5 protein-coding genes are annotated in these 6987 nt (G+C 42.1%); all 5 read right to left on the reverse strand.

Annotated elements, in window-relative coordinates; all coding sequences use genetic code 11:
• Nucleotides 1-51 precede the first annotated feature (51 nt).
• The 5 genes from L634_RS0129600 to L634_RS0129625 all read right to left on the reverse strand — a co-directional run bounded on the left by L634_RS0129600 (nt 52) and on the right by L634_RS0129625 (nt 6606).
• Complete coding sequence (locus L634_RS0129600; RefSeq protein WP_026585475.1) at nt 52-777, reverse strand: GntR family transcriptional regulator; 726 nt, start codon at nt 775-777, stop codon at nt 52-54.
• A 476-nt stretch (nt 778-1253) separates the two neighbouring features.
• The gene (locus L634_RS0129610; protein ID WP_026585476.1) at nt 1254-3593 is read right to left on the reverse strand and encodes a DNA translocase FtsK; all 2340 of its coding nucleotides are present in this window, start codon (nt 3591-3593) and stop codon (nt 1254-1256) included.
• A gap of 171 nt (nt 3594-3764) precedes the next feature.
• Nucleotides 3765-3986: a YlzJ-like family protein gene (locus L634_RS0129615; RefSeq protein WP_026585477.1), complete on the reverse strand. Its 222-nt coding sequence runs from the start codon at nt 3984-3986 to the stop codon at nt 3765-3767.
• On the reverse strand, nt 3983-4735 hold the full coding sequence (locus L634_RS0129620; RefSeq protein WP_026585478.1) for a ClpP family protease: 753 nt from the start codon (nt 4733-4735) through the stop codon (nt 3983-3985). The genes L634_RS0129615 and L634_RS0129620 overlap by 4 nt, the downstream gene beginning before the upstream one ends.
• A gap of 203 nt (nt 4736-4938) precedes the next feature.
• Nucleotides 4939-6606, reverse strand: coding sequence for a ribonuclease J (locus L634_RS0129625; RefSeq protein ID WP_026585479.1), 1668 nt, complete (start codon nt 6604-6606; stop codon nt 4939-4941).
• Nucleotides 6607-6987 lie beyond the last annotated feature (381 nt).

The following is a 6987-nucleotide window of genomic DNA, read 5'->3' on the forward strand; positions in this document are numbered from 1 at the left end:
TTTGCATTAGCGGAATGAAAATTTCATTTTCATGCTCACAAAAACATTTAATTAAATCCGTTTTCTGAGAACATGGAAACTGAACTTATCAGCTCTGAAATAATTGACCGAATAAAGAATCGGATTATCCGCTTCATCGAAATGCATCTGCTTTAGAACTAGCAAGGCAGTTTCGGGATCACATTCCAGAATCGGGGAAATTTTCTCATGATAGCCAATTGGCTCGATTTGGGCTACGGCGTATGTAATTTTCCGGTTGGCTTCCTCTTCCAGCATGTTGAAAATTGATTCTTGTTCATGCGAAAAAGTATCTGGAAGAATATTCTCTGGAACTTTGTCCACACAATATACAACCGGTTCACCATTGGCCGTTCTAACCCTTTCAATCACAGCAATTTCCTGGTCTGGTGAGCATGAAAAACGGCGGATATCATCTTCAGTCGGTCCTATTGCCACTGAGCTTAAGAAAATGGTTCCCGGCTTCATGCCAGCCTGCAAAATCATATTCGTCACGCTATTAAGCTGTTCAATGCCTGATGTAAACAGCGGCTTTGCATTTACAAATGTCCCTACCCCGTGGCGGCGGATAATCACATTTTCTTCTTCAAGAATGCGCAGCGCCTCCCTTAGTGTAGCTCTGCTGACACCAAGCTGCTTTGCAAGATCAAATTCGGATGGAAGCTTTTCTTTTTCTTTATAAACCCCATCTTCAATATCTTGCTTTAATCGATCGATGACTTGCAAATATAAATGCCGGTTATCTGACTTAATAGACATGCAGGTTCCTCCAACTTAAGTTCTCAAAAGACATCAGACCTCTGATGTTCAATCATTCCTACTAATCGAAAATACTATAACACTTTTTACCCAATAAAGAAATAGAATTTCATGAATTTGTCGAAAAAAGGTGAAAACAAAAATATTGTTGCAATTCCCTTGCCTATCAATTCTTTTTTTCTGGTATAATACTCAATCGAAAACGATTACATTGATTTATTTTGCCAAAAAACCTGTTTTTAGCACCGCTTGCTTTCTGTGGGATGGAAGTACCATACCTCTTTCAATTTATGTAAGCGATTTTAATAGTATGGCATACTTTTTCGGTCCTGTTTTTTTAAACCCGCTAAACTGGTAAAAATCTCATCATCATAAAGAAAAATGGCCGTCCAAAGACGGCCATCTTAAAATTATGTTACTCTGATTCATATATAAAATCCTATTGATTTCCATTCCAATCAACTTTGCCAAAGTCATTAAGAACTTGCTTCCTCAGAAGGTTTGCCCTGCAGCACTGCACGGGGCTTGCTTCCTTCATATGGCCCTACTATGCCTCTGGCTTCCATTTCATCGATCAGCCTGGCAGCTCTGGTATAGCCAATTCTAAATCTCCTCTGAAGCATAGAGACAGAAGCTGTTTGCATTTCCAAAATAAGTTCAACAGCTTCATCATATAAATCATCATCCACTTCGCCTGTAGCTTCAGGGATGTCCTCCGGAATCATCTCTTCCTGGTATTGTGCTTTTTGCTGTCCAATGACAAAATCTACAACTTCCTCAACCTCATCATCTGATAAAAAGGCCCCCTGAACACGAACTGGCTTTGAAGCTCCAACCGGCAGGAAGAGCATATCTCCTCTTCCCAGGAGCTTTTCCGCTCCGCCCATATCCAAAATCGTTCTTGAATCGGTCATGGATGAAACAGCAAAGGCAATCCTTGAAGGAATATTGGCTTTAATCACACCTGTAATAACGTCTACAGAAGGACGCTGAGTCGCTATAATCAAATGAATGCCGGCAGCACGCGCCATTTGCGCAAGGCGGGTAATTGCATCCTCAACATCAGACGAAGCTACCATCATCAAGTCTGCAAGCTCATCCACAATAACGACAATATATGGAAGCAGGGGCTGCTGGGCTTCCTCCTCGGCATTATGCCTTTTCACATACTCATTGTAGCCTTCAATATTTCTCGTGCCTGTATGGGAGAAAAGCTCATAGCGTCTTTCCATTTCACTGACAACCTTCTGCAAAGCCTGTGCTGCTTTCTTAGGGTTTGTGACAACCGGTGCCAGCAAATGAGGGACCCCATTGTATACATTTAACTCAACCATTTTAGGATCAATCATCATTAGTTTTACTTCATGCGGCTTTGCCCTCATCAGGATGCTAGTAATAATTCCATTAATACAGACACTCTTACCGCTCCCTGTCGCACCGGCAACAAGCAAATGAGGCATTTTATTCAATTCGGCAAGTACTGCTTCACCTGTAATATCACGCCCAAGACCGATCAGCAGCTTGGAATCTGGCTTGTCATTTTGTTTGGATTCGATAACTTCCCTTAAAGAAACCATCGCTACCTCTGAGTTTGGAACCTCAATACCGATTGCTGACTTCCCTGGGATAGGAGCTTCTATCCTGATATCTTTTGCTGCAAGCGCAAGGGCCAAGTCATCATTTAGGCTGACGATTTTGCTCACTTTCACGCCAACATCAGGATGCACTTCATACTTCGTTACAGCCGGCCCCAGATGGACCTGCGTCACTCTCGCCTTAACGCCAAAGCTTTGGAAAGTTCTCTCAAGCTTTGCAGCATTGGCATGGATCAACTCGTACTCACCGCTTTGATCTGTCTGCCTTGGCAATTTTAGCAGTCTAATAGGAGGCAGTTCGTAATCCTTATTCTCCACCTCTGTAAACGTAATCGGAGGTGCGTTTTCCTCGTCAGGCTCAACGTCTGCTGCATCCTGTGCAGGTTCCGGACTCTCAGCTGCCTGCGGCTCCTCCTGATAGGCCCTTTCGGCAAAGCTTGAGATAATAGGCTCTGGCACCGGTTCTGCAGCTGTTCCTGAAGAATTGTTAATAGTAATAACAGTCTCTGTCTCTTCTTCCTGTGCTTGGGCTTGGTCCTCTTCTCTTCGCGCACGCCTTTCTTCACGCTTTTCTCTGCTCTTTTGACTCCATTCTTTTATGTCATTAACAAAACCAGTCCACTGCTTCTTGCAGAAATTTAGAATCGCAGCCATCATTTTACCGGCGGCATCTCCGAATGTTTTGCCTGTAATCAGGACAAAACCGATTATGATCAGTAAAAAAGCAACGATTTTGGAGCCAGCTTCATCAAATAGATAGTAGAATAATGCAAAAAGAATGGCCCCGATCATTCCGCCGCCTAAATCAGTAGTACTTGTTTCGCCCCTTACTTCCATGCGAAAAAGCTCCCATGTGTTGGCTATTACACTTGGATCATCAAATTTTCCGCCATTTGAAAGCAGCTGGAATAGTGTGACATGGCTCAATAACAGCAATGAACCTATAAGTAAATATGTACCGATTAATTTGGTATGAAACAAAGAGGGAAGTGCCCTCTTCCACATAAGATAGCCTGCAAAGATGACTAATCCTATTAAGCTGAGCATGTACCATTCGCCCATAAAAAATCTGAAAAATAGAACAGTTGCTTTGCCGACAGCACCCAGCTTAGCCATTGATATAACAGCAAGCGCCAGCATAACAAGCGCAATCAATTCAAATTTCATCGTTCGTTTCAATGTTTCATTTTTTTTAGACTTTCTTCTCTTTTTTTTGGCCATTTTATCACCTTATCATTGTTCTTATTATCAGCATCATCAAAATTCAATTATGTAATACGTACTTGCTGGCTATGAAAGAAGAAGCAGCCATTTTTTGGCTGCTTCTAAAGCTACTTTTATTATATCACAATGGCACTTGGGAAGGTTATGATAAATCATTAAAAGGTGTTATCAGCTTAGCTGTGACAAAGTAATCATGGACCCAGGAGTATACCTATCATCCATATAATGGGCAGGGTCGCTGCTCATTACCCTTAATATACGGCATTCCTGCCCTGTATTCATTTCCACAAGAAGAGGAATCCCTTCATAAGAGACAATCTTTTGTTTCCCAAATTCATCATTCTCATTTTGGTAAATCAGTTCCTGCGGCATCATTGTATATAAGATCATTGTACAATCACTTCATCTTTTTTCTTATTCATATCGATCAGCTCATTCAGCTTTGAAAGTGCAGGCCCTACACCGCCTACTTCATCAATAAGGCCGTATTCCACGGCATCTTTTCCAACCACATTCGTGCCAATATCCCTGGTTAGGTTCCCTTTATCAAACATCAGATCTTTAAATTTCTGTTCAGAAACATTTGAATGCTTGGTTACAAAATTAATCACTCGATCTTGCATTTTATCCATATATTCAAACGTTTGAGGAACCCCAATCACAAGACCAGTCAGCCTGATCGGATGGATGGTCATTGTCGCTGTTTCTGCTATAAATGAATAATCGCATGACACAGCAATTGGCACTCCAATTGAATGACCTCCTCCAAGAACAATGGAGACTGTTGGCTTGGATAAGGACGCAAGCATTTCAGAAATTGCCAGCCCTGCTTCCACGTCCCCGCCTACAGTATTTAAAATAACAAGGAGCCCTTCAATTTTAGGGTTTTGCTCAATTGCCACAATTTGAGGAATCAAATGCTCATATTTTGTGGTTTTATTCTGCGGAGGGAGCTGAAGATGCCCCTCAACTTGCCCCACAATCGTTAGGCAGTGCACCTTGGAATCCTGTGACAGCTGCGGCACATTTGTTTGGCCAAGCTGCTGAATTTTCTCCATAAGGCCTGACGGCTTATCTTCTTTCGGCTGTTCTTGCCCTTCTCCGCCTTGAGTGCGGTCATTTTTTATATCGTTTTCCATCCTTATTTCTCCCTTCAAGCAATATATTGTTAGTATGAACGTTGGATAGTTTTTCATGCGCTATATTGTTTGAAGAGAATGGGAAGAAAAATGCAGGCGCCTTGTCCGTCACCGACACCTTGAGGGGGCAGGCGCTGAATAGGTAATTGAAGGAGTACGAAGTAAAAAAACAGCCCGGCACCTGCCGAGCTGCATTTATGGCACTACCCTTCCATAAGAATGGGAAGGATCATCGGCCTCCGTTTTGTTTTTTCATAAAGGAATTGGTTCAGGCTGTCCCGCATATCCTGTTTGATGCTGGACCAGTCAAATGATTCTCTGGCAAGGTTTTGCTCAACAGCTTCCTTAACGATTTTTACTGCTTCATCAAGAAGCTTCTCTGATTCCCTGACATATACAAACCCTCTTGTTATGATTTCAGGGCCTGCAGAGATCTTCTTTTCCTTTTTATTAAGAGTGACCACGACTAATAAGACGCCATCCTGTGAAAGGAGCTTCCGGTCTCTTAAGACAATATTTCCTACATCGCCAACTCCGATGCCGTCAATAAGAACGTTTCCGGAAGGAATTTTTCCGCCAGAAATGATTTTGCCGTTCTTTATTTCAGCTACATCCCCTTTATCAGGAATGAATATTTGTTCACTTGATAATCCGCACTCTTTCGCAATGCTCGCATGGGCTTTAAGCATGCGATATTCCCCGTGCACCGGGATAAAGAATTTTGGGGTCATAAGATTAATCATAAATTTAAGTTCTTCCTGGCTTCCATGGCTGGAGGTATTAAATGTTCCTTTTCCTGGAATGACTTCAGCACCTGCTCTATATAGCATATCAACCGTTTTAAAAATAAATACTTCTGTTCCGCGAAGCGGTGACGCAGCCAGCAAAACAGTATCCCCCTGTTTAACATTAACCTGCCTATGGGACTGCTTGGCCATTTTTTGCAGAGCTTCAATGGGCTCTCCTTGCGAACCAGTTGTAAGAACAACGATTTCATTGTCATGATACTTGCCAATATCAGCAACCGGAATAATCATATCTTCCCCTACCTGCAAATATCCCAATTGAAGGGCAATATCATAAATTTTTTGCAGGCTTTTTCCGACCACTGCCACCTTTCTTCCGGTTTCCATAGCAGCATCAAAAATATGCTGAATCCGTATCAGGTCGGAAGCGAATGAAGCAGCAATTACCCTTCCTTTTGCAGCAAAAAAGGCAGCCGTCATTTCTCTGGCTACTTTAGCTTCAGAATTTGTATATCCCGGCTTTTCAGCTTCTGTGCTATCGGATAGAAGGCATAGGACCCCTTCCTCTCCCAGACGTGCCATTTTTCCTATTTCAGGCTTATAAAGCGTGGTTGCTGCCTGATCAAACTTAAAATCTCCGGTATAAACAATTGCCCCCTCTGACGTATGGATGGCAACCCCTACACTATCCGGAATACTGTGTCCTGTTTTAAAGAATGTAACATCTGCCGAACCAAACTCTATCCTGGAATCTGAATTAATTTCAATAAACTGAGCTTTTCCTCTGTATTCTTGTTCTTTCAGTTTTGCTTTTGCAAGAGCAAGCGTTAGCTTTGTCCCGTAAACAGGTACCTTGACCTTTTCCAAAACATAAGAGAGGCCCCCTATGTGGTCCTCATGTCCGTGTGTTAAAAAGATTCCCTGTACTCTTTCTTTATTTTGTACTAAATATGTAATATCCGGTATCACTATGTCGATTCCGAGCATTTCATTTTCAGGGAACATTAAACCGGCATCGATTATGTAGATATCCTCATCCACTTCTGCCAAGTACATATTTTTCCCCAGTTCTCCGACTCCTCCGAGTGCTGCTAACTTGATGCTTTCATTCTGTCTTTTTTTCAATGTACGTTTCCTCCCATGCATGTTCAGCCGATCAAGATCAGTTATCCATATTATACTTGATGTCCTGAAACCATGACAACCAAATTTATACATGGTGTAGCGGGGCTGTCCTCTACTGAGAAAAGTATTCTTTTAATGATTGAACATAGCATATAGAAGATAGCGTATTTAAATGAAGGACATAGAGGTAGGCTAGGGGATTGGATTTTTGGTTTTGGGAACTTTTTTATGACACGTTTTTTCTTGAGGCAACATCTTTTGGGGCTTTTATATAGCTTTCATGACGACCTTTTTTTCCTGTAACACACCCATTTCGGGCTTCATGGAGCTTTCATGGCGACCTTTTTTCCTATAACACACCCATTTCGGGCTTCATGGAGC

The organism is Bacillus sp. J33, assembly GCF_000518885.1.
Taxonomy (GTDB): Bacteria; Bacillota; Bacilli; order Bacillales; family Cytobacillaceae; genus Cytobacillus.